This is a genomic window from Candidatus Binatia bacterium (genome assembly GCA_036382395.1).
Taxonomy (GTDB): Bacteria; Desulfobacterota; Binatia; order HRBIN30; family HRBIN30; genus JAGDMS01.
Genome location: DASVHW010000183.1, coordinates 1 through 23987 on the forward strand (window position 1 = coordinate 1; position 23987 = coordinate 23987).

Sequence of the window (23987 nt, forward strand, 5' to 3'; positions counted from 1 at the left end):
GAGTGGTGTTCGACCGGGTGCTCAAACGGTTCCGGGACAATATCCGGCGGCGTCAATACGTAGTGACCATCCACGCCGAGGAGGAAATGGATGACGACCGCCTCACCATCTTCGATGTTGACAACGTATCGGGAGCAATGATGGCGCGAAGATCGAGTTTGGTGTGCGACATTTGCGGGGAGAAGGCTGCCCGGCTGCGGAAGGTCACGCGAAGCTACGGCCACGGAACGAACCTTCTTGTCATCGAGGGGGTTCCGGTGATCACCTGCTCGCACTGCGGTGAGAGCTACGTGACCGCCGAGACACTGCACGAGATCGAGCGGATCAAGCTCCACCGCAAATCCTTAGCCGCCAAGCGCGTTGTGCCGATCGCCGCTTTTGCGTGATACGGCAAGGCCGGCGTGAGACGCCACACGCGGGCCGCGAGTGCACTGGTGGAGTGTTACATCCGTCCGCCGGCCCAGATCCGAGGAGGGCACCACGCGGTGGTTCCCTCCTCGGACTCCTCCTTCCCGCGCCGCTGGGCGCGGGGCCATGGCGGGGTGCCGTGTGCGGCGCCTGCACGGACGCTCGCATGGGAAACGATGGCCGCGTGCTCCGCAGTGTCCGGGCTGCCCAGCGGCAGCGCATCCGTATCAAGCCGGCAGCGGCGTAGCTCACGCGCGCGTTCTTTGCGAAATGCATTTGGCTTCGACCTTCAAGATCGCAGGCGATGCAGCGGTGCTGTCGGCGAAGGGGTAGTGCCCGTCACAGAGATAGGAGGTCCGCCTTCGCGGGAATGACGAGTGAGGGTACGCCCGATTCATCCGCCTCAGCCTTCCAGGGCGAGTGCCAAGGGATGTTCGAGGGCTTCGGCGATCCAACGGAGGAACCGTGCAGCATCGGCGCCGTCGATCAGCCGGTGATCATAGGATACTGACAGCGGCAAGATGAGACGCGGCGCAAACGCACCGTCCCGGTAGACGGCTTCGTTGCTCGCACGGCCGACTCCCAGAACGGCCACCTCGGGCCAGTGGATGAGCGGTGAGAAGTACGTCGTCCCAAGCCCGCCAAGATTCGTCACCGTCAGGTTGGCCCCACGCAGATCCTCCGGGCGGCTCTTGCGCGCGCGGGCGCGTGCGGACAGCTCGGTGAGATCGCGCCCGATGTCGATCAGGTTCCTTTTGTCGACGTCGCGGAGCACCGGGACCAACAGGCCCTGATCGGTATCGACGGCAACCCCGATGTTGACGTATTTTTTGTAGACGATCTCATCGTTGTCCGCGTCGATGCTGGCGTTGAACTTGGGGAAGAGTTTGACTGCCGCGGCGACGGCCTTGATGATGACCGCGGTGAGAGTGAGCCGGCTGCCGGCGCCCTCGACGCGCGGCGCGTAATGCTTGCGCGTCCGCTCGAGTTCGGTGATGTCGGCGCGGTCGAACTGCGTCACGTGGGGGATGGTGATCCAGGAGCGGGTCATTGTCTGGGCGGTGGTGCGACGTACCCCGCTCATGGGTTGGCGTTCGACAGGACCGTAGCGGGTGAAGTCCGGTAGTTCGTGAAAGCGTCCGGATGCTGATGGCGTGCCCCGCCGTGCCTCGATCTTCTCTCCGATCAGCACGCGGGCGTGCCGCATGACGTCGTCCGCGGCGATGCGCCCGCCGGGCCCCCGGCCGACGACATCGTTGATATCGATGCCGAGTTCGCGAGCCAGACGGCGCACCGACGGCGCCGCCGCGGCTGGCTCCCCGGCTGTGGGGCGCGCCGCTTGAGGTCCCGGCGCCTCACTGTCGCTGTCTGTCCGGCGTCCCGGAGACGGACTCGCTGCGATGTCGGTTGGCACCAACGATTCGCTATCATCGGCGGCCACATTTTCGCTTTCGACCCGCTTGGGTTGCGCCGGCTCGGCGGCTTCGCTTACCTCGCCTTCGAGTTCGACGATGGCCTGTCCGACGTGGATCAATTCCCCCGGCGTGACGGAGATGGCAGTGACTACGCCGGCGATCGGACTGGGCACTTCAACGGATGCTTTTTCGGTCTCGACCTCGATGACTGCCTGGTCTTTGTTGACGCGGTCTCCCACCGAGACCAGCACCGCCAGCACCTCGGCCTCTTCGATATTCTCGCCGAGTTCCGGAAGCTTCACTGGTGTAATCATTATGACGAGCCCCTTGTCAGGAGGTCCTGGGGTTGGGTTTCTCGGGATCGATGTCGAGGTCGCCGATCGCCCGACGTATCTCCTCCGGCGCCATGTCGCCCTGTCTGGCCAGTGCGTGGAGCGCGGCCAACGCGATATGCCGGGCATCCACCTCAAAAAAGTCGCGCAGTGCCTTGCGGCTGTCGCTGCGGCCGAAACCGTCGGTACCCAACGCCACAAATTGTCCGGGAACCCAGCGGGCAACGGAATAGGGAAGCATTTGCGTGTAGTCAGAAACGGCTACGACCACCCCCGGCTCGCTGCCCAGGCACTCGGTGACGTAAGCGACGCGCGGCTGCTCGCCGGGGTGCAGGCGGTTCCACCGCTCGCTGTCCACGGCGTCACGGTAGAGCTGCTGGTAGCTGGTTACGCTCCACACCTCCGCGGCGATCCCGTACCGAGATTCAAGAAGGGTCTGTGCGCGCAGGGCTTCGTTGATGAGCGCGCCGCTGCCGAGCAAGGCCACACGACGGCGCCGGCCGGTTTCGTCCGCGGCCCGGAAACGGTACATGCCGCGCAGGATGCCTGGCTCGGCCCCCTCCGGCATTGACGGCATGGGATACCCCTCGTTTCCGAGCGTGAGATAATACATGCAGTCCTGCTGCTCGACGTACATGCGGCGGATACCGTCGCGAACGATGGCGGCGATCTCGTAAGCGAACGCGGGATCGTAGGCGACGACAGCAGGATGCGCGCAGGCGAGCAGGTGACTGTGGCCGTCTTGGTGTTGGAGACCCTCGCCGGCGAGGGTCGTGCGGCCGGCGGTCGCGCCCACGAGGAACCCTCGGCAGCGCATGTCGCCGGCGGCCCAGATGAGGTCGCCGATGCGCTGGAAACCGAACATCGAGTAGAAGAGGAAGATCGGGATGGTGTTCACCGCATGTGTCGCGTAAGCGCTGCCGGCGGCGATGAAGGAGGCCATCGAGCCGGCTTCGGTGATGCCTTCTTCGAGGATTTGCCCGTCCGTCGCCTCCCTGTAGTAGAGGAGCGTCTCCTTATCGACCGGTTCGTAGCGCTGGCCGACGTGCGAGTAGATACCCACCTGGCGGAAGAGGGCTTCCATGCCGAACGTGCGTGCCTCGTCAGGGATGATCGGTACGATGAGCCGGCCGATGGTCTGGTCGCGTAACAGTTTCGCCAGTAGGCGGACGAACACCATCGTGGTGGTCACCTGCCGATCGTTCGAACCTTCGTGGAATTCTACGAAGAGGTCGTCCGGCAGCCCGTCGAAAGGCGGGGCCGTGCGGCGTCGCGCCGGTAGATATCCGCCCAGCTGTTTCCGTCGCTCATGCAGGTAGCGTATCTCGACGCTGTCGTCGGCCGGCCGGTAAAAGGGGGCGGCGGCCACATCTCGGTCGGAGATCGGAATGCCGAATCGCGAGCGGAACTCGCGCAACTCTTCCTCATTCAACTTCTTCTGCTGGTGGCTGACGTTGCGGCCTTCACCGGCCTCGCCCAGGCCGTAGCCCTTGATCGTCTTGGCGAGGATCACTGTGGGAGAACCGCGGTGGTTGACGGCAGCGTGGTAGGCCGCGTAGATCTTTTCCGGATCGTGCCCGCCGCGGCGCAGTTTGCGGATCTCGTCGTCGCTCAAGTTCGCCACCAGGGCTTCCAGGCGCGGGTCGGTGCCGAAGAAGTGCTTGCGGGTGTAGGCCCCGGGCGCCACGCTGTACATCTGATAGTCGCCGTCGACCGCCTGCTCCATGCGGGCGACGAGCAGCCCGTCGTGGTCGCGCTCCAGAAGCGGGTCCCAACTGTCCCCCCAGATGACCTTGATGACGTTCCACCCGGCGCCGCGAAAGACAGCCTCCAGCTCCTGGATGATCTTGCCGTTGCCGCGCACGGGCCCGTCGAGCCGCTGCAGGTTGCAGTTGACGACGAAGATGAGATTGTCGAGCTCCTCCCGAGCCGCAAGGCTGATGGCGCCCAGGGACTCCGGTTCGTCGAGCTCGCCATCACCGAGGAAGGCCCACACCCGTCCGGTCTTCTCTACCAAGCCGCGATCCCGCAGATAATGGTCGAAGCGGGCCTGGTAGATGGCCATGATCGGCGACAAGCCCATCGAGACGGTGGGAAACTCCCAGAAGTCGGGCATCAGCCGCGGGTGGGGATAGGACGACAGCCCGCCGCCGGGCCGCAGCTCACGGCGGAAGTTCTCCAGCTGCTCGACCGAAAGCCGTCCTTCCAGAAAGGCCCTGGCGTAGATCCCCGGCGATGCGTGGCCCTGGAAGTAGACCTGGTCTCCACCCTGAGGATGCTCCGTGCCGTGGAGGAAGTGATTGAAAGCGACCTCGAAGAGCTTGGCGGCCGAGGCGAAGGTCGACAGGTGGCCGCCGATGCCGCTTTCCTCGCGGTTGGCGCGGACCACCATGGCCATGGCGTTCCAGCGAATCAGGCTGCTGATGCGCCGCTCGATCTCGCGTTTGCCGGGAAAAGGCGGTTGCTGATCACGGGGGATGGTGTTGACGTACGGCGTGTTCGCCGTGAAGGGCAGGGAGATCCCGAACTCCGCGGCTCGCCGCTGAAGCTGGCGAAAGAGCTGGCCGACCCTCTTTGCGCCGCCATGCTCGGCGACGTAATCCAGGGATTCGAGCCACTCGCGCGTCTCGATCCGCTCGAGTTCGGTGAGCTCCGCATCAGAAACGCTTGCGCCTGCCATGGTCTCCTACAACAACAATTGCAATTCCAATTCATTCTCATCGCGTGGCTCGGTCAAAGCAAGTACCGGTTTGGCCTTACCCGTCCCCGCCGGTCTTACGGGGCTTCTGGGTCTGGATATATCGAGCCGAATGAGGTAACCGACGTCTCCGGTTGGAAACCTGGAATCGGAAGGCGGCAAGGAACCTTTGTTGCAGCCACTTCAGCGAGAGGTGTGACATGGCAGACGCATCGTACGACGTCATCGTGGTCGGGGCCGGCTTTGGGGGCAGCGCTTGCGCAGGCTTGCTGGCCAAGCGGGGTCTCAGGGTTTTACTGGTCGAGAAGAACGCGCGGGCTGGCGGCAAGGCGATGAGCATTTCCAAGAACGGTTTTACCTACACCGCATGGGTGGTCATCGGCGCCCCGGTGTTCGGAAATCTGTATGAGGCGGTGGCGAAAGAGCTTGGCGTCGAAGACCTGATGAAGCTGGTTGCTCCCGGGCATGCCGCCAGCATTTACAGGACTCCCTCAGGGAAATACGCCACGTTGCCGCACATGGACCCTGGGCAGATGGACCCCAACGTCGTCTTCGACTGGCTGGAGATCAAGCAAGAGGACCGGGATGCGGCCCTGAACTTCTTCGCGCAGTTGACCATGATGCCGCTCGACGAAATCAACAAACTCCACGACATCAGCTTTCAGGAGTGGCTCGGCCGTCAGAACATTCCACGCTCGCTGTACGCCTTCCTGATCAGCAACTGCTGTGACGGCATGTTCATGGTTCCGGTGGACCTGCTCGAGGCCGCCGAGGCCATCAAGAGCTTGCAGGACATGTTTCTCCGCCATGGTGGCATGTTTTGCCTGGGCGGCTTCGGCCACGTCGCCGAGGCCTACTGCGAGGCGGTGCGGCGCCACGGCGGCACCGTGCTCATGAAGGCCAAGACGGAGAAGATCGTTGTCGAGGGCGGCAAAGTCACCGGCGTGGTCACGAACCAGGGGACGTTCAAGGCGCCGATTGTCATCAGCAATGCCGGCCTGCAGCCGACCGTATTGAAACTGGTCGGCGAAGAACACTTCGGGCAGGACTACCTGAAACGCACCAAGAGTCTGGTGCCCTCATGGGCCTTGCTGGGGTACCGGTATTTCCTGCGCAAGAAGGTGACCGACGCGCCGTACGGCGTCGTGTTTTCGGGTACCAGCCCGTGGAGCCTCGAACGGCTGAACCAAGCGCACAAGGGCCAGGCGTCGCGGGAGGGCGTCGTGTATTTCGAGGTGCCGTCGAACTACGATCCCACGGCTGCGCCTGCGGGCAAGCAAATCCTTCTGACGGGTTCGTTCTGTCCGCCCAGTCCGCAGATGACGAGCGAGGAAATCGCGGCCTGGGCGAAGGCTGGCGAAGAGATCATCTTCAAAGCCCTTCCCGGATTGGAAGGTGCGATCGAAGACAAGGAGCTCTACACCCCGAAGGATGTTTCCAATCTCACGCGTGAGTCCGCACTTCCCGGCCACGGCGGCGAAACCATCGGTCTGGGACAGGTGGTGGGCCAGTGCGGTCCGCACAAGCCGTCCATCGAAGCGCCGGTGCGCGGCCTGTTCTTCGTCGGTTGTGATGCCGGCGGCACCGGGGTAGGGACGCAGCAGGCGATCGAGTCGGGGATGAACGTCGCCGACGCGGTGCTGCGCCATCACCAGGCGTCGAAAGCGGCGGCGTAGTCTCCATCTTTGCTGGCCGCAATCGTCCGGAAGCGGCTGTCAGGTTGCGAGTGGCAGCCGACAAGGGCGTGGCCCCCCGGCACCAGTGTGCACCGGCCGTTGCTCAATAACTGTGCGGCGATGTGTGCGCGGTTACCGATCGCTGATCGGCCTGGCTGCGTGCCGGCGGTGGAAGCGGGGATTCGATGAGGGCGAACAGGCTTCTCGCCTGAATCGGCTTGGCGACATATCCGTCCATCCCCGCTTGCAGGCAGCGCTTGTCGTCGCCCTTCATCGCCAGCGCGGTCATGGCGATGATTGGGATGTGGCGCCCGGTGGCCTCCTCGCGCTCACGGATCGCCGCCGTCGCTTCGAAGCCGTCCATCTCCGGCATCTGCGCATCCATCAGTACGAGGTCGAACTCTTCCTCTTCGAGAATGGCCAATGCCTCGCGGCCGTTGTTGGCCACGGTGACCGTGTGCCCTCGCTTCTCCAGCAGTCGCTCGGCAGTTTGCCGGCCGACTCGAAAAACCGCCAGGAACCGTCTTTATGCCGATCGCGCAATTCGGCGGTGAACGTGGTGCCAGGATTGCGGAACCCTTGCGCAAACACCTCGCTCGCCGCCGGGAGATCGTCGGGATGGATGAGCGCGAAAGCGCTCATGCCAACCAGATCTTCGGACTGATACCCGAGCACACGATCGTGGGCGGGGTTCGTGTAGCGCATGATTCCTTCCCGGTCGAGGATAACGATCATGTCCGACGCATTCTCCACGACGGAGCGAAAGTGTTCCTCGCTCTCACGGAGCGCCTCTTCGGCCTGTTTGCGTGCCAGCCGCATCTGAGCTTCCTGCAACTCCCGTTCAATGGCCGGGCACAGGCGCATGAGCTTACGCTTGCTGACGAAATCGCGCGCGCCCGCTTTCATCGCGGTCACCGCGAATTCTTCTCCGACCTCGCCGGAGACGATGATGATGGGGACGTCGACGCCGTGGTCCTTGAGGAGCTGGAACGCCACCGGGGCGCTGAACTGCGGCATGACCCAGTCGCAGGTAATCACCTCCCACGTCTGACGCTGGAGTGCGGCTACCAGCGTGGCCGCCGTATCGACGCGCTCCCACGTGGGCTCATAGCCGCCGCGCCGTAGCTCTTCGAGCAGCAGTTCGGCATCGGCTTCGGAATCCTCCACGAGGAGGACTCGTAGCGGGACGCGCGCAGCGGGGGAATCAGGCATGGTGAACATGGGCCGAGCACCTGATGTGATAGACGCTGCAGGTCTTGTGCCAATGTTCCGCCCGATTTCCGCGCACTGCGGCTGGCGCTCCTGCCGGCGACAGGGCCGTCACCGAATCGTAGGTTTTACCCCCCCCCAGTCCCAATCTCGGCGGCCAGCGCCCATACCAGGACCACCGGTTCTCAGCGCAGCCACGTGCGGACTGGAGCAAGACGGACTAGCTCAGAGCTTTCCGATCCTTGGCGGCAGCTTCGAGCTTCTCGGTGCACTGGCGCAGCCGCCGTTCCAGTTCTGCATTCAGGCACCGGATCTCTTCCTCTGCCCGCTTGCGCTCGCCGATATCCCGAGCGTTGACGAGGATTCCTTTGACCACGGGGTCGTCTAACAGGTTCCTGGTGATACCTTCGACGTAGTGCCACGAACCGTTTTTGTGCAGAAACCGGTATTCGGCAGTCCCCGTCGTGCGGCCCTGCTGGACACCCTCGGCGAACCTGCGGCGCGTTTCCGGTACATCGTCCGGATGAATGAAATCGAAGGCGCTCTTGCCGACGAGTTCTTCGGGTTTGAATCCCGACGCCTGTTCGTGAGCGGGGTTGACGTAGCGGAAGACACCATCGACGCTGAGGATTGCAACCAAGTCCATGCCGTTTTCGATCAGCGATCGAAAATGCCGCTCGCCGTCGCGCAGCGCCGCCTCGGCGCGCACGCGCTCGGTGACGTCGCGTGCCATGCCCCGGACGATCGGAGCCGCAACTCCATCGGTGCGGAGGGTGTTGTGATATTCCCAGACCCGCCTCTCACCCGTCCTCGTCAGAACCAGCATCAGCCCCTTGGCGACGCCGTCGCGGCCTACCGTCGTCAGATAGTCGACGAACAGCCCACGGACCTCGGGTGCCAAAATGTCTCGGAGGTTTCTCCCCAAGGCCTCCTCCGGTTCGTACCCCAGGGCTCTTGCGGGGGCGGGATTTATCGACAGAACACGGCCCTCCAGGTCGTGCGTGCAAAGAAGATCCCGGCTGTTTTCGACCAGATCGCGGTACCGATCCTCGCTTTCCCGCAGTGCCTCTTCTGCGCGCTTGCGCGCCCGTCGTCCTTCGGCCTCCTGGAGTTCCCGCTCGACGGCGGGAACCAGCCGCGTCAGTCGGTGCTTGCTGACGTAGTCATGGGCGCCGGCTCTCATCGTTTCGGCGGCAACCTCTTCACCCACCTCGCCGGAAACGATGATGGTGGGCAGATCGCAGTTGCATTTGCTGAGCAGACTGAGCGCCGCCATCGCAGAAAACCGCGGCATGACGTAATCACAGAGGATGACATCCCAGCGTCGCCGTTCCAGCGCCTCCGCCAGGGCAGCCGCCGTATCGACGCGTTCCCATGTTGGCTCGTAGCCGCCGTGCTGCAGCTCGTGGAGCACGAGCTCGGCGTCGCATTCCGAATCCTCCACCAGGAGGACCCGCAGCGGAACCCGCGCAGGGGGAGTAGTGGGGGCGTCAGGTGAGATCAATTGTTTCCCCGCACCCAACACCGGAGCCTGTCGCCATCGGCGGCATTCCCGGGATCGACACGGCGGAGAGCGGCGCCCTCCTGTTGATGACGGGCAGCGGCACAGCAGCGTCCGGCGCGACCACCCCCACCGTGAAGAGAGTGACCACACACGAAAGCTGTCTCATGAAAAACTTTCAACGCTTGGAAGATCACAGCCCGCCGACCACACTATCGACCATGAGGCCAGAGACCGTCAAGAGGTAACTGCCCGGGTAACTGTCCGGGTGTTTGAGTCCGAAGAACGCGAAGGAATAGGCCGCATTGGCTGCGTCATTTCGTTTGCGCTTGAAAAACGCAATTGTGTGCCGCGTCTGCTTCCGCCGCACCTCCATGGTGGAACGGCCGACAGCTTGTCATGGGGCCGATTTCCAACGGTTGACGATTTCGAACGGACTGCTCAATAAGTAGTTCGGCAACGGGTGAGGAAGACAGAGATGATCTCGGATGCGCTGAATCAGGTGCTGCGACGGTTCCTGCTGAACCAGCGCATTCTCTGTGTAGCCTACACTGCGGGCGTGAGGGAAAGTGACTCCGCGCCGTCGCGAGTGCGTACGGATTGCTGGCATGACGGATTGGCCGCTTCCCGTTGGGTGGCTGCGGACAGCTTCGGATGAAGCTTGACTGAAATCCAACCGGTTCGAAACACGGAGCGCCGCGAAGTCGTTTCAATTGACCTTGACCGAAGGAGTCCGCTAAGTTGCGCTCGTGCGGCCACTACCTATCCTTGCTCTAGCGCTTTGTCTGGCGGGATGTGCGACCGAACCGCGCGGCGCGTGCAATCCTGACCCGCCGCCGGGGACCGTTGGCTCTCTCTGCGGCTTCAGCAACCCCGAAGATGTTGAGGTGGTGCCGAGTGCGGGACTGCTGCTGGTGAGCCAGATGCGGCGCGGCTCCAGCGCGGGATCGCTTGCTGCGGTACCGCTCGATCCCTCGGCGCAGAAGGGCGCGCTCCCACGCCGACTCTGGCCGACTGGGGATCGGAGGCGCGATGTCCGTGCGGCCGGCACGCTTGTCGGTGACCCTTCCTGTACGGCACCGCCGGCGCCGGATGCGTTCGCACCTCACGGTCTGACTTCGGCATCAACGGACACTGCCGGCGTCGTCCGCATTGCGGTGGTGGGCCACGGGGTGCGCGAGGCCGTCGAACTGTTCGACCTCGTGGGCGCCGGCGACAGCGCCGCCATGTCATGGCGCGGCTGTGTGCCGTTGCCGCCGAATATGGTGGGCAATGACGTGAGCCTGGCGCCGGACGGCGAAATCATCGTCTCCAATTACATGCCAGTGATGGAGGGCTGGATCGGCCTGTATTACACGCTCAAGAGCGGCGTGGGCCTGAACACGGGCGACGTCATGGCGTGGAGTCGAGAACACGCCTGGCGACACCTGGGGGACACGGAGTCGCCGAGTCCGAACGGCGTGTTCGTCTGGCGCGACGGCACGACGGTCTTCTACGCCGAGACCGGCACTGGCCGGGTCAGCCGGGTGCCACGTGCCGGCGCGTCAGCGGGCCACCCGCCCGAGCACGTCAGCATAGGTGGCAACCCCGACAATCTTTCACTCAGCCCGCGCGGCACTATCCTTGCGGCCACGCACACTGATGGCGCAGCATTCTTGCTGTGCGCCTTGGGGCGCCTGCCGTGCCGCACCGGCTGGTCGATCTTCGAGATCGATCCGGCGAGCCTGCGGGCGACCCTGCTCCTGCACCACGACGGCAGCGTCGTCGGTGGCGTCGCGTCTGCCGCCGAGTTCGATGGGCGTTTCTATTTCGGGGCGGTCTTCGATGACCGCATCGGGGTGTGGCGCAGACGGTAGCCGTCGACTACGTCGCGCGATGAAGATTCCCGCTGATATCGCCCAGATCTACGAGGCGTGGGCCCGCCGTGGTCGCTTCGTGACGATTCAAGAGGGCCACCCTATCTTTTGCGTGCAAGAGGGGCAGGGGCCCGATCTGCTCCTGGTGCACGGCTTTCCCTCCACCAGCCACGACTTCGCCGCGGCGCTGCCGTTGCTCACGCCGCACTTCCGCGTCACCACCTTCGATCATCTTGGTTTCGGGTTCTCCGATAAGCCTGCGGGTGCGGTGTCATATTCGTTGCTGGACCAGGCGCGGCGAGCTGGTGAGGTGGCGCGCATGCTGGGCGTGGGGCGCGCGCCGCTCAATGGCGGTCTCGACATCCTCGGACGCATCGCCCGTTACAATCTCGAACGGACGCAGGTTCCCATCCGTATCATCTGGGGGGATCAAGATCCGATCGCGGTGATCGAGATCGGCCGGCGACTGGCTGAACTCTCCGGAGGCCCACTCACCGTACTCGAGGGCGTCGGCCATTATCCGCAGATGGAAGCACCGGAAGCCTGGGCGACCGCCGTGATTCGCGACACTCAGCCGTAATCAGCTTACATCCGCTGCATGCGAATCTTGCGGTCGATGCGGCCATCTAGATAGTTGAACGCGCTCAGTGCCCCCTTGATCAGCAGCCAGCGGAATGGCTCCGGCGGCAGCGGTGGGACGAACTTGGTGAAGAGATCGACGTGCTCGTGCTTCCGTCCGAGGATGAGATCCGCGAGCGGCGGACCCATGGCGCTGGCCGCGGCTACGCCGTGTCCGTTGTAGCCGAGCGCGTAGTAGATGTTGCGGTGCCTGCCCGTGCACCCGAGCGTGGGCAGGAAGTGCATCGTCATGTCGATCCAGCCACCCCAGAAGTGCGCCATCTTCACGTCCGACAGCTGCGGAAAGCGGTCGCGAAAGGCCTGCTCCAATATGCCGAGCGTCGGCTGATCCCTGCCACCAAGCAGCGCGCTGCCATAGTGGTAGCGAACGCCCTTCGACCCGCCCACGATGGTTCCGCGGGTGGTCAGATGATAGCTCTCCAAGCTCTCGTGGGCGGTGTAGATTCCCTCTCGTCCTTTCCAACCGATGACGTCGCGTTGCGCCGCGCTCAACGGCTCCGTTTCGAACAACGTGTCGTAGAGTGGATAGATGGTGTGTCGGAAGCGACCCAACCCGACGGTGTAGGCATTCGTTGCCAGCACCAACGTGCCGGCTGTGACCACACCCCCGCCGGTGCGAAGGCGCGGTCTGGGTGCCTCGATGATTTCGTGCACCGCCGTCTGTTCATACAGCTTGATTCCGGCATCCAACGCGCCGCGGCGCAGGCCCATCACGTACTTGCCCGGATCGAGCGTGCCCCCGGATTCTTCCAGCGCGCCGGACAAGAATGCGGGCGGCACGCCACGGGCACGCATCTCCGCGCGGTCGACAAACCGAACATGCGCGCCGATGTGCGCCGCTACCTCCGCCGCCCGGCGCAGTCTAGCCTCCTGTTTCGGGTGGACGGCGGCCATGATGTTTCCGGACGGCCGATAATCGCAGTCGATGCGATGCTGTCGGATCAGCTCCTCGACGATATGCACCGACTCGTCGGCGAACTTCACCAGTCGAGCCGAGCGCGTCTTGCCGAAGAGCATCAATAGGGTGGGAAGGTCCTTCCCGATCGTCGGCGTGAGATGCCCGGCATTGCGCCCACTGGCGCCGCCTCCGGCAAAGTCCCGCTCCAATATGACGGCATCGACACCGGCGCGCTTGAGCGCCAGGGCCGTCGTCAGTCCGGTGTACCCGCCACCGATGATCGCGACGTCGGCCGTGATGTCCGTGCGTAGAGGCTCCTGCAGATCCGCGGGGCGCACCACCCACGGGCTGATCTCCAGGTAGTCGTTCGTTCGGCCGTTGCTGTCCCCTGCTACCGGCATACTCCCGATGCCCCAGCGGCTGTGTAGCACGGTGCCGTTTCCGGCCCAAGCGGAACTAATCCGCACCCCGCCGCGCGGGATCGTCTTGCGCACTTGCGAGCCCGACGGGACAGCTTACGCCGATGCCACCGAGGCCACAGTAGCCGGCAGGGTTCTTCGCCAGGTACTGCTGGTGGTACTCCTCGGCGTAGTAGAACTCCGGCGCCTCGCCGATCTCGGTCGTGATCCGGCCGTGGCCGGCGGCGGTGAGGGCTTTCTGGTAAGCGGCGCGCGACGCTTCGGCGGCGTGCCGTTGCGTGTCGTCGTAGTAGTAGATCGCAGAACGATATTGCGTGCCGACGTCGTTACCCTGGCGCATGCCCTGGGTCGAGTTGTGATTTTCCCAGAACACCTTCAGCAGCGCCTCGTAGCTCACCACGTGCGGATCGAAGACAACGCGTACCACCTCGGCGTGTCCCGTGCGCTCGCTGCAGACTTCGCGGTAGGTCGGATTCGGTGTGTAGCCCCCGGCGTATCCGACCGCCGTGGTGTACACACCTTTCGTTGTCCAGAACTTCCGTTCCGCTCCCCAGAAGCATCCCATGCCGAAGAGGGCCATCGACATGCCGGCGAAGGGCGCTTCCATCGGCGTGCCGAGGACGAAGTGTTTCGCGGCAGCCGGCATCCGCTGCGGCCGTCCCGGCAGCGCCCCTTCGGGCGTAAGCATTCTCGCCGTCCATTCCCTGATCGACATCCTTGCCGACTCTCCACTGCGAAGTGTGCCCAAGTATAGCTTGTTTCACCCAGCCATTTCGAGTGGTTAGGCGCCGTGACCCTCGTATCGGGGGAGCTTCAGCGAACCCCTCCCCAAGAGGATGTTCCTCATGGGGAGGGGATTCAAACGGACTTGTGTTTGCGTTGGCCCGGCGAAGCGGGCCCGGTCTCAGGAACTAGTAACGGCGTTCCCAGCCGCCGCGCCTACCACCACCGCCGCCACCACCCGGACCGCGGCCACCACCGCCTTCACGCTCGCGCGCCTCGTTCACCTTGAGGGCGCGGCCCTTGAACTCCTGGCCGTCGAACTGCTGAATCGCCTTCTGGGCATCGGCATTGGAGGCCATTTCCACGAAGCCGAAGCCGCGGGACTGTCCCGTGGCACGATCGGTGATGACAGCCACCGACTCGCACTGGCCGGCGCCAGCGAACAGCTCTTCAAGGTCTTTACTGGTCACGTCGAATCCCAAGTTGCCGACGTACAGTTTTTTCCCCATCGCACGAACTCCTTACGTTTGGGCCGCCGCCGCGGCCGCGTGACACCGAACTCACGGCCGGTGACACCTCTTGTCATCGCCGCGTTCACCTGAATGTTCGTGCGAAAAGCGTCCCAGACGCTGAAGACGAGCCGACCCTCGCGCAGACAATCAGTAACTGTACCTTAGCATGTGCCTTATTGGGCGTACAGCCGGAAAATGTATTGACTTGGAGTCTTGGAGTCGGGTGTGCGTCATGAATGAGAGGACATTGGGCCAGTACTTGCTGGTCGCAGTCGGTCTGGTAGTCCAGAGCCTAACGCATCAGGTTGCTTGATCCGCATGGTTCCCGCTGTTAGAGGGAAGCCCGATGCGCTTCGTCCACGTGCTCGCGTTGCTGCTGCCGGTTTGGGTGGCGGTGGCGCAGGGGGTGCCTGAATCGACGCGTGGTACTGAGGTGTTTACTGGTGGCGCCGAGGTCCTGCCGCCGCGTGAGAAACCCGACAAACCGGTGACCACATACTGGCGGGTACGACTGTCTCTCAAAATGACCGACGCGCGGCCAGGGGCTCACCTCCAGGTCTTGCTCCCGCTGTCGGACGCCCACCAACAGATCCTCGGCCGGTCGGTGGAGATGGACGGGTTCAGCTACCGCGAGCAACCCGAACAGCCCAATTTGTGGGGGTATTGGGTGCGCACGGCAGCGTCGGCTGACCCGACGCAGATCGAGTACGACGTGAACGTGGCCTTGACCGATACGGCGCGCACGATCCCGCCCCTGCCACTGGCGGAGTACAGCGCGCCGGAGGCTGAGGACGCATACTTGCAGCCGTCACGGATGGTGCAGAGCGGTGATCCGGAGTTCCGCCGCCGGGCGCGTGACTTGATCAAAGGAGCACGCACCGTCGAAGATGCGACCTGGGCGCTCTTTCAATACACTGCGGCCTTCGTTCGGATCGGCCCTGGGGAGGCCCAGGAGGATGCCCTGACGGTGCTGCGACAGGAGCGAGGGAGCAGCGGGGGCAAGGCCCGGTTGCTCACGGCGCTTCTGCGTAGCATCGGTGTGCCGGCCCGCGTGGTTGGGGGACTGAAACTGGAGGACGCGACCAAGAAGCGGGCGACGATCTCGTGGGTGGAAGCCTATTTCGAAGGGAACTGGGTACCGCTTGATCCCAGCGGCGGGTACTTCAGCTGGCTGCCGAATCACTACCTGGCGTTGTACCGCGACGACTTGCCGTTGATCGTGCACTCGGCGGGCTTACCTCTCGATTACGATTTTTTCATCCATCGCACCAGCCGTGAGGCGATTGCACGGCACCCCGAGCCCGCCCTGAGCGGAGCCGGGCGCGTGGAGACGCAGGTGGGTAGCGAGCGGGTGCGCACGGCGGCGAGTTACGTGGAACGGCCGGTTGCCTCGGTCGTGGTCATCGCCGATCAGAGCGTGCCCGACGCAGTCAGCGACCGCATGCTGCGAGAAGCACAGGCGGAGCAGATCGACCTGGTGGTCCTGCACGCCCACTTCGAGTCACGCTATTTTCGAGAGCAGTACCTGCAGCGTCTGGTGGACAACAATCTCGCGCTCATTCGCAAGGCGCATGTCCTGCTGATCGCCACGCATGACGACGCAGGACTGTATGCGTTGATGACCCTGGGGGAGAAGAACCTGTCCCTGGGCGACATGCGGATCGTGATCTCGGGCAAGTTTCCGCAAGCGGTGGGCAAAGTCCTGGGAGCGGTGTTGTATCGCTTGGTGTCGGCCGGCGAGGTCGTCCTGGTGAACCAGCCTTCCGAGATCTTGGGGTTGTGGGAAATGGTGCGCGCCAACGTCATCGACGGCGTGCCGATGGTGGAGGAGGCACGCAAGTGGGAGCTGGAACCACTGGTGCTGAACCAGAGCGTGTTGGACGACTTAGGTCTGTGGCGGAACCGAGTGGTTGGTGCCTGGGCTCGGGCGGTGCGGGCACAGGTGCCGTTGCAGGCCCTGAACCTGATCCTCGTGCTCCCGGTAATTGCCGCCATCATCGTCGTGGCCCGCACGGTGGTCGGCGTGGAGACTTTCGGCACGTTTTCCCCGGTCATCGTCTCGCTGGCCTTTCTCACCACCGGATTGCGCTGGGGTGCCGCCATCTTTGCGGTGATCGTCGGGGTCGGCGCGTTGGTCCGCGTGCTACTGCAACGGGTTCGACTGCAGTTGGTTGCCCGCCTGGCGATCTTAATCGCCGTGGTGGCCGGCGTGATGGCGGCGCTGACGGTGATCGGCGCATCCTTTGGGATTGGTGCCTTGATGAACGTCAGCATCTTTCCCATGGTGATCATGTCGAACGTGATCGAGAACTTCTCGACGTCGCAGGCCGAGTTCGGTACCCGCGAGGCCATACGCTTGACCATCAACACCGTCGGCCTGGCCGCGGTCTGCTACCTGGCGATCGACACGACGGGTCTGCAGTCGCTGCTGCTGGCTTTTCCGGAATTGCTGATCGGTTCCATCGCCATCGACATCATCCTGGGGAAGTGGCGCGGTTTGCGGCTGCTGGAGTACCTGCGATTCTTTGATCTGACGCGGCGCTCTGACCGATGGACTCCCTGATCGAACGCCTGCGGCGCGTGCGGCGGGAGGTGCTTGGCTTGAACCGTCGCAACCAGGAATTCCTGGCGCCGCTCAACCCTCCGCGTTTGATCGGGCTGGTGGACCATAAGGTGCACACCAAGGAGGTGCTGCGGCGGCACGGCCTGCCGGTGCCGGATACCTTCGGGTGCTACACGCACCAGCGCGAGCTGGGACTGTTGGCACGTGAGGCCGAACGCCGAGCCGAATTCGTTCTGAAACCGGCGCGCGGCGCCGGTGGAGAGGGCGTGGTGGTGATCGCCGGTCGGGCCGATGGCCGCCTGGTGAAGGCCAGCGGGTCGAGCCTGAGATTGATGGACCTGGTGGCGCATGCGGCGGACATCATTGCGGGCGCCTTCTCGCTGAGTCAGGCGCGTGACGAGGCGATCCTCGAATACCGCTTGGCGCCGGAGCCGGCGTTGGGAGCCTTCAGCCCCGGGGGCATTCCGGACATTCGCATCCTGGTGGTGCGTGGCGTGCCGGTGATGGCCATGCTGCGACTGCCCACACGAATATCGGACGGGCGTGCCAACCTGCATGTCGGCGGCGTCGGAGTGGGGCTCGATTTGCACAGTGGCAGGGCGGTGCACGCCATTTGGCGGGACCGTCCGATTGTGGTCCATCCCGATACCCAACAGCCGTTCTCCGGATTGCGCGTGCCCGCGTGGGACGAGATCCTCCTGTTCGCGGCGCAGAGCTACGATGCCATTCCGCTCGGCTACTTCGGCATCGATATCGTCATCGATGTCAAGCTGGGCCCCTCGATCCTCGAACTCAACGCTCGTCCGGGCCTGAGCATACAGCTCGCCACCCGCCGCGGACTGCGTCGGATACTCCAGGAGTTGAAGGCGCGGGATACGGAGAAGCTGGCTGCGAAGGATCGAGTCAAAGTGGGGCTGGAGGTCGCGATGCGTGAGGCGTAATTCGTGATCCGGAAACCCGGCACTGTCACCCGTGATCGCCGCTCTTTACGCGCGAGTCAGGAGTCACGAATCACGCCTCACGCATCGCGACCCCGCGACTTGACCCGGCCTCACAATCCCTGTTTGGTTACGCAGTGTCGCAGTCACAACTGTCCCTCCTGCTCTCGCTGATGTGCGTGGCGATGCTAGCCATCGCCGGGTGGCGTCCGTATGTCGAGGAGTTCCGCGGGCGGTTGCCGCAGATCGCCGGGGCATTCTTGCTCATTGGCATTCTCGCCGTGGCGGTCTTTTATCCGGTGACGTCTTTCGGGGAAGCGGAGGAGATTGATCCGGAGACCATCTGGTTTCCCTCCCTGTTGTTCGGCCACTGTATCCTGGCCGCATTCCTGTTCCTCTGGTGGCGCCTGCGCCGAGACATTACGTTTGCCGCGTTTCTCCATCTGTCCCGGGGCGGCTGGTGGGAGAAGATCCGCCACGGGGTAATTAGCGGCTGTGGCGGCTGGGCTGTGACCGTGATGGCCACGGCTGCCGCCACCGGGGTGGTTGGTATGATCGGGCGCCTCTCGGCGCCCACCGAGGCGCCGCCGCTGATCCTCTGGCTGGCCGGGCTGCCGATCCTCTACCGATTGACTATCGTTGGTGTCGCCATGACGGTCGAAGAGGCCTTCTTCCGCGGCTTCCTGCAGCCGCGCTTTGGGCTGCTGCTGTCGAGTATCTTGTTCGCGCTCAGCCACTTCAGCTACGGACTGCCGTTCATGATCATCGGCGTGTTCACCATCTCGCTCATCATCGGGCGCACCTTCGAGCGGACGGGCGATTTGCTCCCGTGCGTCATTGCTCACGGTATCTTCGACGGCGTGCAGCTGCTGATCGTCCTGCCCTGGGCTGTACATACGTGGTCGCCCGCAGGGCCGCTGTAGCCGCTGCCGTAGCCGCAGGGCCTGCAGTAGGTAGGTGTGCAGCGGCCGATCGATTGCCGCTGACGGCATTACTTATATACGTCCAAGAGTTGCAGGCGCGTCGCCGCCAGTCGGCCGGCGATGATCTCGGCCAGGCGTTTGAAGAAGTGGTACCCCAGCTCATGGTCTTGCTCACATTTCCCGATGACGCAGCGGGCGTCGAGCACGATGACCCGGACGGGTTCAGTCGCTTGCGCATCGAACTGCCAGCGGTACGGTGGGACGAACCATGACCAACCGACGATCTGGCCGGGACCGACCGTCTGGATCGCAACGGCGCCACGGTCGGGGGTGTTGACTTCCAGCGCGACGTGACCTGACTGGATCAGATACAACGCGTTGGCCATCTCGCCTTCACGCCCGAGGAACGCTCCCGCGGGGATGGCTAAGCTTTGCACACAAGGGCCGATGGCCTTCAGGTGCGCTTCGCTCACGCCGTGGAAAAAGTCGTGCGCCGCCATGGCGCTCACCATCTCCTGTTCGGACATCTCAGCCCCTCCTCGATTTCGTACCCGTCTGCGCGCAAAGCGTCGAGCAGATTTTGAAGACGTGTCTTCGGAAGCAGCCCGGATGTGGGTACGGCTTCAGGCATATGCCGTAAAGGGTACACAAATCATGCCGGACGCTGGTCGATTTGGCACCACACCACGTTGCGTCCGGTCGGCGGCACCTTCTTCCCAGAAGTGCAATTCGCCTAAAGCGCTGCGGCAGAGGACCACCCCGGCTACCACCAGGAAAACCGGGCACGGTTGTGTCTTGTCACTTTTCGGGAAGCTCGATACCGTGCCGTCATGAGGCGTAAAGGAGTGACGGATGCAGGTGTCAGGGACGGTCGATCCCCGCTTTGAGCCAGTGCGTGATGCCTTTCGCGGGAACTTTGCCGGCCGCGGCGAGCTTGGCGCGGCGGTGACCGTGATTGTCGATGGACGAACGGTCGTGGATTTGTGGGGCGGCGTGGCGGACCGAGCCACCGGACGCCCATGGACTCCCGAGACCATGGCGATCATCTTCTCGTGCACGAAGGCGGCCACCGCGCTGTGTGCGCACATGCTCGTGGCGCGTGGACGGTTGGATCTCGAGGCGCCGGTGGCGCGCTACTGGCCGGAGTTCGCGGCGGCCGACAAAGGGCAGATCCCGGTGCGCATGCTCCTCAACCACCAAGCGGGCCTGCCGGCGATCGACCAGCCGCTGCCGCCGGAGACGATCTTCAACTGGGCCGGGATGACGGCAGCCCTGGCGGCGCAGGCGCCGCACTGGGCGCCCGGCAGCGCGCACGGGTACCACGCCATGACCTTCGGCTGGCTCGTCGGCGAAGTGGTGCGGCGGATCAGCGGACAATCCGTTGGGACCTTTTTTCACCACGAGGTGGCAGGTCCGTTAGCCCTGGACTTCTGGATCGGACTGCCGGCGGCACTCGAGCCACGGGTGGCAACCGAGCGGATGCCGCCGCCGCTACCGGAGGTAACGCCGCTGATGGCGGCGCTGCTTGATCGCACGTCGCTGACCTCAAAGACCTTCATGAATCCTCCGGGCCTCATGATGCCTGGCCAGGTCAACTCCCGCGCGGTCCACGCGGCGGAAATCCCGGCTGCAAACGGCATCGCCACGGCTCGCGGTTTGGCGGGCATGTACGCGCCGCTCGCTTGCGGTGGAGGGTTGGGAGGGGTGGAACTGGTCGACCGCACTGTCCTGAGATCCATGTCGGCGGTCGAATCCGAAGGCGAGGATCGCGTCCTTCTGCTCCCCACCCGGTTTGCTTCGGGCTTCATGAAAACCATCGACAATCGCCCCGGGGACAGCATCATCATGGGTCCGAACCCCGAAGCCTTCGGGCACGGCGGCGCCGGCGGCTCCGTCGGCATGGCCGACCCGGTGGCGCGTGTGGCCATCGGCTACGCGATGAATCAGATGGGCGCGGGCGTCTTGCTCAACCGGCGCGGCCAGGCGCTGATCGATGCGGTCTACGAGAGTCTCGGGTGACGATGCGAAGGGTGCGCACCCGTAGGCTCACTTGCTTCCGCGACCTGACCGGAGAAAGGCGACGAGGTCACGCATCTCGTCGTCCCCAAACTGCGGCCAAGTGAACCGTGCCTCGCGCATTTTCTTTTCCATAGCAGTGGCGTGGTTCCACATGGCGGAGGCCCAGTGAGAGGGAGACTCGACCGCATCCGTCGCCGCGAGATCCGGTCCCTGCCCTCCGGCGTCGTGGCATCGGGAGCAGGATTTCTCGCGAAAGATCTCACGGCCCCTGTTGGCGTCGCCGGGCTCACCCATGTACTGCAGAAAGTTCAGATAGGTGAGCAGGTCTGCCGTTTCACGGTCATCGAGCTGAGGAAACCGGATCCCATTTCTTAGCATGTTTTCCCACATCGGTGGGCCGTGGTTCCAGAGCGCCGCCGCCAGTGCTCCGACGCGTGGCTGCAGGCGCGGCTTGCCGAGGTCCGGGCCGATGGTGCCACCCGCACCCGCGATCGCGTGGCACTTGATGCATCCCTTCTCCTGGAAGAGCCCCTGGCCCGCCCGCGGGCTGGCGGGCTGGGTGTAGGCCAACTCCAGCAACCCCGCTTTGCGGGTCGCCCCGCGAATGGCGGCCACGAGGTGCCGAATGTCATCGGCCTCGAGGTGCGGGCGAGTGATCCTGAGTTGCTCCATCTTCGCGGCCATTTCCGGGCCGTGGTTCCACAGGGCCTGGGCCATGAAGAAGGACGATACGGAGTCCTTCAACTCGTCCAGGCGCGGGCCCGTCGTGCCGCCGTGCCCAGCCAGCTGGTGGCAGCGCGCACACGTGCGTTGCTCGAAGAGCTCTCGCCCGCGCTCGACCTCGCCGGGTTTGTCGAGAAACTTGATGAAGAACAGGTAAGCCGACAGCTTGCGCATCTCGTCGGGCGAAATGGTCGACCGCTCGATCTCCCGTTCGCGCATCTTCGCGATCATCGTGGGGGTGTGGTTCCACAGGCTGCCGGCGAACTGCATGAGGTCTCGCCAGGTGCCCTGCTGCCCCAGGTCGGGGCCGACGCGTTTCTCACTCTCGTCACCCCAGATGTTGTGGCAGTGAGCGCAGCCCTTCTGCTCGAAAAGGGGCTTGCCCTCGGCGACCGGCTGGCTCGGGGGCACCGTGAGCCAATCGCCGTCGCTGGCACGCGCGCGCGGCGCCAGCGCCACCATCACGAGCAGGGTGAAAACCGCACCGGTACGCTTGACCAGTCGTTTCATGCCGACCTCCCTTCCGAGTGCTGACCCTTTTTCAAGTAGGCACCGTCGGTCTCCATCGGCATTGATGTTCTCACCTCGAACGGGTTGCCGTGCTGATCAACCCGCCAGAGGAGCACGCCTTACAAGAAGGTGAGACCAGCTGGAAGTCGACGGCGTTCGGCGAACACCTGTTGCCCAGAGGCATCCATGTTTCTCCTCGTTACGGTTGTGTTGAACGTAGCGACCGCAGGTATTCCACCAGATCCCGCACGTCACCGTCGCGAAAGCGGGGCCAGGGAAGGCCGCGCTCGCGAATCTGCGCCTCCATCGCCGGCGCATGGTTCCACATGGCCGAGGAAAGGGCCAAGGGAGAAGCGAGGGCAGGGGAGCGGGAGAGATCGGGGGCGATCAGCTTCTCCGCGCCACGTGGGGCGTAATGGCAGAGGATGCAGCCCTTCTCCATGAAGATACCTTGACCTTTCACGACATCACCGGGCGGATCAAAGTACTGCAGGAAAAACAGGTAGGCGATCAGGTCCGAGACCTCTTGGTCGGAAAACTGTGGCAGCGCAATGCCGAGCGTCTGCATCTTGGTCCACATGGCCGGCTCGTGATTCCACATCAGGCCGGCCACTTCGGTCACGCTACGGTGGAGATCGGCCTTGTCGAGATCGGGTCCAATGTGGCCGCCAATTCCTCGGACACTGTGGCACTGGATGCAGCCTTTCGCCGCAAAGACCTTTTCGCCCCTCGCGGGGCTCCCGGGAACCATATACTTCTTCTCTGTACTCGTATCGCTGGAAGCGCTCTGAATGTAGGCGAAGAGGTGCGTCAGATCCCCATCGGCAAAATCCGGTCGCGCGATGCCGCTCTCGCCCATCTTGCGTGCCATCGCCGTGCCGTGGCTCCACATGGCGCCGGCCAAGAACAAGGGCGAGGAATCGCGTTTGTACTTGTCGAGCGATGGCCCCACATGTCCGCCGGTGCTGCCCACGGCGTGGCACTTGGCGCAGCCCTTGGCGGCGAACAGCATCTCGCCCTTGCTCGGGTCACCCGGCTGGTCGAAGTAGTTCAGGAAGTAGAGAAAGGCGGCGAGATCCGCCATCTCATCGGTGCTGATCGTCGGGCGGGGGATGCGCCGCTCGCGCATCTTCTCGATCATCTCGGGCGAATGGTTCCACAACACTCCCGCCAGCTGCATGACGCTCTGCCAGACCCCCGCCTTCCCCAAGTCGGGGCCCAACGTCCCCCCCTCGCCCCAAATCGAATGACACTTCTGACAGCCCTTCTGCAGGAAGACTTGCCGACCCGCCAAGGGGTCGGTGGGCAACGAGTTGGTGTTCGTCTCGGCGCCCCACGATCTCGCCGGCGCCAGAACCAGCGCGCCCAGCAGCACTGCGAAGGCCCAACCCGACAGTCGCCGTTTCATCTCTGAACTCCGGAGTGCCATGCTCACGCTGCCTCGCTCAGGCCGGGCAGATACCCCTTGATGCGGTCCACCGCCTCATTGAATCCTTTCTCCCGCCCCTCGCGGATCTCCCACACGGATACGATCGGAAAGAACTTTGAGAATAGCACATACAACAGGATAAAGCCGGCGAAGCAGCCGGCGGTGAGGGAGAACTCTACCCAGGTGGGGTGGTAGAAGCCGCGCTGGTACGGGAGACGTGGGTTGACCAGCGTCGGTATCACGATGGTAAAGCGCTCGAGCCACATGCCGATGAGCACCGCGAACGAGGCGAGCACCGTGCCGGTGACGGTGCGGTAGAGTGCGAGCACCGGCAGAGGGATAACGAAGCAACACACCACCATGGTCCAGAAGTAGGGCGCGTAGTGCCCGGTCACCTTCGCATTGAAGACCGCCATGTGTGACGGATCGGCTCCATAGTAGGTGGTCAGATGTTCCGCAAAGGTGAAGTAGAACCAGAGTAAGGTCATCACCAGGAGCAGAATGCCGAGGTTGTTGAAATGTATCGGGCGCAGGTAGTCTTCAAGATGATAGGCCCAACGGAGAATCGCCATGGCGACGATGAGTGCGGCGATTCC

At 63.9% G+C, this 23987-nt stretch carries 21 protein-coding genes; 8 read left to right on the forward strand and 13 right to left on the reverse strand.

Going from position 1 to position 23987, the window contains the following annotated elements:
• Positions 1-386, forward strand: a 386-nt coding sequence (locus VF515_08410; protein HEX7407655.1) for a type II toxin-antitoxin system MqsA family antitoxin, incomplete at its 5' end; no start/stop codon positions are given.
• Between the two features lie 425 nt (positions 387-811).
• Here the strand turns inward: VF515_08410 and VF515_08415 are convergent.
• Together VF515_08415 and aceE are read right to left on the reverse strand one after the other, a co-directional pair.
• Complete coding sequence (locus VF515_08415) at positions 812-2137, reverse strand: 2-oxo acid dehydrogenase subunit E2 (protein HEX7407656.1); 1326 nt, start codon at positions 2135-2137, stop codon at positions 812-814.
• 16 nt (positions 2138-2153) lie between these two features.
• Positions 2154-4835 carry a pyruvate dehydrogenase (acetyl-transferring), homodimeric type gene (gene aceE / locus VF515_08420; GenBank protein HEX7407657.1) on the reverse strand — a complete coding sequence of 894 codons (2682 nt, stop codon included), beginning with the start codon at positions 4833-4835 and terminating at the stop codon, positions 2154-2156.
• A gap of 218 nt (positions 4836-5053) precedes the next feature.
• On the opposite strand from aceE, the gene VF515_08425 reads away from it, so the two are divergent.
• Complete coding sequence (locus VF515_08425) at positions 5054-6529, forward strand: NAD(P)/FAD-dependent oxidoreductase (protein HEX7407658.1); 1476 nt, start codon at positions 5054-5056, stop codon at positions 6527-6529.
• A gap of 103 nt (positions 6530-6632) precedes the next feature.
• Here VF515_08425 and VF515_08430 read toward each other — a convergent pair whose 3' ends face one another.
• The 4 genes from VF515_08430 to VF515_08445 all read right to left on the reverse strand — a co-directional run bounded on the left by VF515_08430 (position 6633) and on the right by VF515_08445 (position 9615).
• Positions 6633-6977 (reverse strand): response regulator, encoded by a 345-nt coding sequence (locus tag VF515_08430; GenBank protein HEX7407659.1) that lies wholly within the window; start codon positions 6975-6977, stop codon positions 6633-6635.
• Entirely contained in the window at positions 6914-7750 is an 837-nt protein-coding gene (locus tag VF515_08435) for a PAS domain S-box protein (GenBank protein ID HEX7407660.1), read from the reverse strand. The genes VF515_08430 and VF515_08435 overlap by 64 nt, the downstream gene beginning before the upstream one ends.
• A gap of 208 nt (positions 7751-7958) precedes the next feature.
• On the reverse strand, positions 7959-9242 hold the full coding sequence (locus tag VF515_08440) for a PAS domain S-box protein (GenBank protein ID HEX7407661.1): 1284 nt from the start codon (positions 9240-9242) through the stop codon (positions 7959-7961).
• A gap of 190 nt (positions 9243-9432) precedes the next feature.
• A complete protein-coding gene (locus tag VF515_08445) occupies positions 9433-9615 on the reverse strand; it encodes a hypothetical protein (GenBank protein ID HEX7407662.1) in 183 nt (60 codons plus the stop codon).
• Between the two features lie 511 nt (positions 9616-10126).
• On the opposite strand from VF515_08445, the gene VF515_08450 reads away from it, so the two are divergent.
• Both VF515_08450 and VF515_08455 read left to right on the forward strand, forming a co-directional pair.
• On the forward strand, positions 10127-11095 hold the full coding sequence (locus VF515_08450) for a hypothetical protein (GenBank protein HEX7407663.1): 969 nt from the start codon (positions 10127-10129) through the stop codon (positions 11093-11095).
• 19 nt (positions 11096-11114) lie between these two features.
• Positions 11115-11675, forward strand: coding sequence for an alpha/beta fold hydrolase (locus VF515_08455; GenBank protein ID HEX7407664.1), 561 nt, complete (start codon positions 11115-11117; stop codon positions 11673-11675).
• Positions 11676-11680: 5 nt separating this feature from the next.
• Here VF515_08455 and VF515_08460 read toward each other — a convergent pair whose 3' ends face one another.
• The 3 genes from VF515_08460 to VF515_08470 form a co-directional block, all read right to left on the reverse strand.
• Entirely contained in the window at positions 11681-13126 is a 1446-nt protein-coding gene (locus tag VF515_08460; GenBank protein ID HEX7407665.1) for an FAD-binding oxidoreductase, read from the reverse strand.
• Complete coding sequence (msrA, locus tag VF515_08465; GenBank protein HEX7407666.1) at positions 13089-13766, reverse strand: peptide-methionine (S)-S-oxide reductase MsrA; 678 nt, start codon at positions 13764-13766, stop codon at positions 13089-13091. Before msrA ends, VF515_08460 begins: the two co-directional genes overlap by 38 nt.
• 196 nt (positions 13767-13962) lie before the next feature.
• Positions 13963-14283 carry an RNA-binding protein gene (locus VF515_08470; GenBank protein ID HEX7407667.1) on the reverse strand — a complete coding sequence of 107 codons (321 nt, stop codon included), beginning with the start codon at positions 14281-14283 and terminating at the stop codon, positions 13963-13965.
• A gap of 349 nt (positions 14284-14632) precedes the next feature.
• Between VF515_08470 and VF515_08475 the strand changes: the two genes are divergently transcribed.
• The 3 genes from VF515_08475 to VF515_08485 all read left to right on the forward strand — a co-directional run bounded on the left by VF515_08475 (position 14633) and on the right by VF515_08485 (position 18710).
• A complete protein-coding gene (locus VF515_08475) occupies positions 14633-16849 on the forward strand; it encodes a 7TM domain-containing protein (protein HEX7407668.1) in 2217 nt (738 codons plus the stop codon).
• Positions 16837-17790, forward strand: coding sequence for a sugar-transfer associated ATP-grasp domain-containing protein (locus VF515_08480; protein HEX7407669.1), 954 nt, complete (start codon positions 16837-16839; stop codon positions 17788-17790). Before VF515_08475 ends, VF515_08480 begins: the two co-directional genes overlap by 13 nt.
• Positions 17791-17924: 134 nt before the next feature.
• Positions 17925-18710, forward strand: a complete 786-nt coding sequence (locus VF515_08485; protein HEX7407670.1) for a CPBP family intramembrane glutamic endopeptidase — start codon at positions 17925-17927, stop codon at positions 18708-18710.
• A 68-nt stretch (positions 18711-18778) separates the two neighbouring features.
• Here VF515_08485 and VF515_08490 read toward each other — a convergent pair whose 3' ends face one another.
• Positions 18779-19237, reverse strand: a complete 459-nt coding sequence (locus VF515_08490) for a cyclic nucleotide-binding domain-containing protein (protein ID HEX7407671.1) — start codon at positions 19235-19237, stop codon at positions 18779-18781.
• Positions 19238-19562: 325 nt separating this feature from the next.
• On the opposite strand from VF515_08490, the gene VF515_08495 reads away from it, so the two are divergent.
• Positions 19563-20729 (forward strand): serine hydrolase domain-containing protein, encoded by a 1167-nt coding sequence (locus tag VF515_08495; GenBank protein ID HEX7407672.1) that lies wholly within the window; start codon positions 19563-19565, stop codon positions 20727-20729.
• 27 nt (positions 20730-20756) lie between these two features.
• On the opposite strand, the gene VF515_08500 is transcribed toward VF515_08495, so the two are convergent.
• From VF515_08500 to VF515_08510, 3 genes are all read right to left on the reverse strand, one after another.
• Positions 20757-21962, reverse strand: coding sequence for a c-type cytochrome (locus VF515_08500; GenBank protein HEX7407673.1), 1206 nt, complete (start codon positions 21960-21962; stop codon positions 20757-20759).
• A gap of 199 nt (positions 21963-22161) precedes the next feature.
• Complete coding sequence (locus VF515_08505; GenBank protein ID HEX7407674.1) at positions 22162-23370, reverse strand: c-type cytochrome; 1209 nt, start codon at positions 23368-23370, stop codon at positions 22162-22164.
• Positions 23371-23393: 23 nt separating this feature from the next.
• A partial coding sequence (locus tag VF515_08510; GenBank protein ID HEX7407675.1) for a hypothetical protein occupies positions 23394-23987 on the reverse strand: 594 nt, incomplete at its 5' end.

Bases quoted from the DNA above. Each gene is read 5' to 3' on its own strand.
- VF515_08415 (HEX7407656.1), bottom strand. From the start codon at position 2,137: ATGATTACACCAGTGAAGCTTCCGGAACTCGGCGAGAATATCGAAGAG.
- aceE (HEX7407657.1), bottom strand. From the start codon at position 4,835: ATGGCAGGCGCAAGCGTTTCTGATGCGGAGCTCACCGAACTCGAGCGG.
- VF515_08425 (HEX7407658.1), top strand. From the start codon at position 5,054: ATGGCAGACGCATCGTACGACGTCATCGTGGTCGGGGCCGGCTTTGGG.
- VF515_08435 (HEX7407660.1), bottom strand. From the start codon at position 7,750: ATGTTCACCATGCCTGATTCCCCCGCTGCGCGCGTCCCGCTACGAGTC.
- VF515_08445 (HEX7407662.1), bottom strand. From the start codon at position 9,615: ATGGAGGTGCGGCGGAAGCAGACGCGGCACACAATTGCGTTTTTCAAG.
- VF515_08455 (HEX7407664.1), top strand. From the start codon at position 11,115: ATGAAGATTCCCGCTGATATCGCCCAGATCTACGAGGCGTGGGCCCGC.
- msrA (HEX7407666.1), bottom strand. From the start codon at position 13,766: ATGTCGATCAGGGAATGGACGGCGAGAATGCTTACGCCCGAAGGGGCG.
- VF515_08470 (HEX7407667.1), bottom strand. From the start codon at position 14,283: ATGGGGAAAAAACTGTACGTCGGCAACTTGGGATTCGACGTGACCAGT.
- VF515_08475 (HEX7407668.1), top strand. From the start codon at position 14,633: ATGCGCTTCGTCCACGTGCTCGCGTTGCTGCTGCCGGTTTGGGTGGCG.
- VF515_08480 (HEX7407669.1), top strand. From the start codon at position 16,837: ATGGACTCCCTGATCGAACGCCTGCGGCGCGTGCGGCGGGAGGTGCTT.
- VF515_08490 (HEX7407671.1), bottom strand. From the start codon at position 19,237: ATGTCCGAACAGGAGATGGTGAGCGCCATGGCGGCGCACGACTTTTTC.
- VF515_08495 (HEX7407672.1), top strand. From the start codon at position 19,563: ATGCAGGTGTCAGGGACGGTCGATCCCCGCTTTGAGCCAGTGCGTGAT.
- VF515_08500 (HEX7407673.1), bottom strand. From the start codon at position 21,962: ATGAAACGACTGGTCAAGCGTACCGGTGCGGTTTTCACCCTGCTCGTG.
- VF515_08505 (HEX7407674.1), bottom strand. From the start codon at position 23,370: ATGAAACGGCGACTGTCGGGTTGGGCCTTCGCAGTGCTGCTGGGCGCG.